At 71.4% G+C, this 952-nt stretch carries 2 protein-coding genes; both read right to left on the bottom strand.

Going from position 1 to position 952, the window contains the following annotated elements:
- Nucleotides 1-28: 28 nt before the first annotated feature.
- The gene (locus tag QN345_RS19445) at nucleotides 29-430 is read right to left on the bottom strand and encodes a DUF3054 domain-containing protein (protein ID WP_134449959.1); all 402 of its coding nucleotides are present in this window, start codon (nucleotides 428-430) and stop codon (nucleotides 29-31) included.
- A 15-nt stretch (nucleotides 431-445) separates the two neighbouring features.
- Nucleotides 446-952 (bottom strand): VIT1/CCC1 transporter family protein (locus tag QN345_RS19450; protein WP_323509166.1); only part of this gene is annotated, 507 nt, incomplete at its 5' end.

Genomic DNA, 952 nt, shown 5'->3' on the forward strand with positions numbered 1-952 from the left:
GCTACGACGCGATCGCGGCCGGCTGAGGCTACTGGACCTGCGTCGAGGCCCGACGACGTGCCTGGATCCGGCGCACAAGCACCGCGATGCCGCGCCAGCCGACCAGGAACAGACCGAGCACGATCGCCGTCACGACGATGAAGCTCGGCTGAACGCCCTGGCCGCTCACGACCCGGAGCAGCAAACCGCCCGCGACCGTCCAGAGCCAGACACCGAGCCCGGTGTAGACGATCCGCTGCGGGGCGTGCCAGGCGCGCATGATCAGCCAGCCGATCGTGAGGCCGCCGAGGAACGGCCACCAGGTCGCCAGCACGCCGAGCAGGTCCTCGCCGTGGCTCGCGCGGCCGATCGCCGCGAAGACGAGCACAAGGGCGGCGTCGATGCCCGCCGCGAGCAGAGCGGATGCTGGGAGCGTGCGTGGTGAGGACATGGCACCAGCCTACGGTCAGACCGAGGTGCCGATCAGGCCGCCGATCGCCCAGGTCACGCCGAGGGCGAGCAGGCCTCCGACGAGGACACGCGAGATCGCGCGGCCGCGGGGGCTGCCGCCGAGGTAGGCGCTCAGCCAGCCGGTGACCACGAGGGCGACCGCTACGGCCAGGAACGTGGCAGGCAGCCGCCACGCCGGCGGTGGCAGCAGCACAGCGAGAAGCGGCAGGATCGCACCGACGGTGAACGCGAGCGCGGATGCGAACGCCGCGTGCCACGGGTTCGAGAGTTCCTCGGTGCCGATGTGCAGTTCCACCTCGAGATGCGCGGCGAGGGCGTCGTGCGCGGTGAGCTCGTCGGCGACGCGTCGGGCCGTCTCCACGCTGAGCCCCTTGGCCCGGTACATCTCGGCGAGCTCGGCGAGTTCCTGCTCCGGCAGGTTGGCGAGCTCCCAGCGTTCCTTGGCGATCAGGGTGCGCTCGGTGTCGCGTTGGCTGCTCACCGAGACGTATTCGCCGAGGGC

Origin of the sequence: Cryobacterium sp. 10I1 (assembly GCF_035019805.1) — a bacterium.
GTDB lineage: Bacteria > Actinomycetota > Actinomycetes > Actinomycetales > Microbacteriaceae > Cryobacterium > Cryobacterium glucosi.

Excerpts from the sequence above, each read along its gene's own strand:
- QN345_RS19445 (WP_134449959.1), bottom strand. The coding sequence starts at position 430 with ATGTCCTCACCACGCACGCTCCCAGCATCCGCTCTGCTCGCGGCGGGC.